Genomic DNA, 1,616 nt, shown 5'->3' on the forward strand with positions numbered 1-1,616 from the left:
AACGCCCACCTCGACGCCCTCGCCCACCACCGCCACACCCACAACCTCCCCGCCACCACCATCGCCTGGGGCACCTGGCAAGGAAACGGCCTCGCCGACTCGGAGCGGGCCCGCAAGAACCTCGACCGCCGAGGATTCCGCCCCATGCCGGCGAAGCTGGCCACGGCCGCAGCCGTCCGGGCCATCGCGAGCAAGCGACCGGCCGTGATCATCGCCGACATCGACTGGACCAGGATCGAGCCCACCTCTGACGTCAGCGAACTGGTCGCCTCGGCCACCGGCGGCACGGCAGGCAGCACCGGGCGCGAGCCCGCCCCGGGGGACCTCCGCACCACCCTTCTCCGGCAGTCCCCCGCCGACCGACAGGCCGCACTGCTCGACCTGGTCCGCTCGCAGGCCGCCGCCGTACTCCGGTACGCGGACCCGAGCGCGCTCGCCCCCGACGACGTCTTCCGCACGCTCGGCTTCGACTCGCTCACGGCCGTGGACCTCCGTAACCGGCTGGCCAAGGCGACGGGCCTCCATCTGCCCGTCTCCCTGGTCTTCGACCACCCGACTCCGGCCAAGCTCGCCGCTTTCCTGCGGGCCGAGTTGGTGGGCGCGCCGTCCGAGCACATCACCGCCGCTGCCCCGACGCCTCGCCCCCAGGCAGACGAACCGATCGCCATCATCGGCGTGGCCTGCCGGTTCCCCGGGGGCGTGCGCTCGCCGGAGGACCTGTGGGAGCTGGTGTCGTCAGGCGGTGACGCGATCGGGCAGTTCCCGGCGGACCGTGGCTGGGACCTGGCCAACCTCCACCACCCCGACCCCGACCACCCCGGCACCTCCTACACCCGGCACGGCGGATTCCTGTACGACGCCGGGGAGTTCGACGCCGGATTCTTCGGCATTTCGCCGCGCGAGGCGCTCGCGATGGATCCCCAGCAACGGCTCCTCCTGGAGACCGCCTGGGAGGCCGTCGAGCGGGCGGGGATCAATCCCAGGACGCTCCAAGGTACGTCCACGGGCGTCTTCACCGGCATCAATGGGCACGACTACGCCGGACACACCCACGCGGCACCGGACGGCACCGAAGGGTACGCACTCACCGGGACCGCCGGCAGCGTCGCCTCCGGCCGTATCTCCTACACCTTCGGCCTCGAAGGCCCCGCCGTCACCATCGACACCGCATGCTCCTCCTCCCTGGTCGCCCTGCACCTCGCCTGCCAGGCCCTGCGCGCCGGCGAGTGCACCATGGCGCTCGCGAGCGGCGTCAGCATCATGGCCACGCCTCGCGTCTTCACCGAGTTCTCCCGGCAACGGGGACTGGCTCCCGACGGACGCTGCAAAGCCTTCTCCGCGGCGGCCGACGGCACCAGTTGGAGTGAGGGTGTGGGGATGCTGCTGGTGGAGCGGTTGTCGGATGCGGAGCGCAACGGTCGTCGGGTGTTGGCGGTGGTGCGGGGCAGTGCGGTCAATCAGGACGGTGCGTCGAACGGCCTGACCGCACCGAACGGGCCGTCGCAGCAGCGGGTGATCCGGCAGGCCCTCGCCAACGCGGGACTGTCGGCGGCGGACGTCGACGCCGTCGAGGGCCACGGCACGGGCACGAAGCTCGGCGACCCCATCGAGGCCCA

The 1,616-nt window shown here is 72.0% G+C and carries 1 protein-coding gene; it reads left to right on the plus strand.

Annotation, left to right across the window (positions count from 1 at the left end):
• A partial coding sequence (locus ABZ576_RS34355; RefSeq protein ID WP_360750050.1) for a beta-ketoacyl synthase N-terminal-like domain-containing protein occupies positions 1 to 1,616 on the plus strand: 1,616 nt, incomplete at both ends.

Source organism: Streptomyces sp. NPDC013455 (genome assembly GCF_040632975.1).
Lineage (GTDB): Bacteria > Actinomycetota > Actinomycetes > Streptomycetales > Streptomycetaceae > Streptomyces.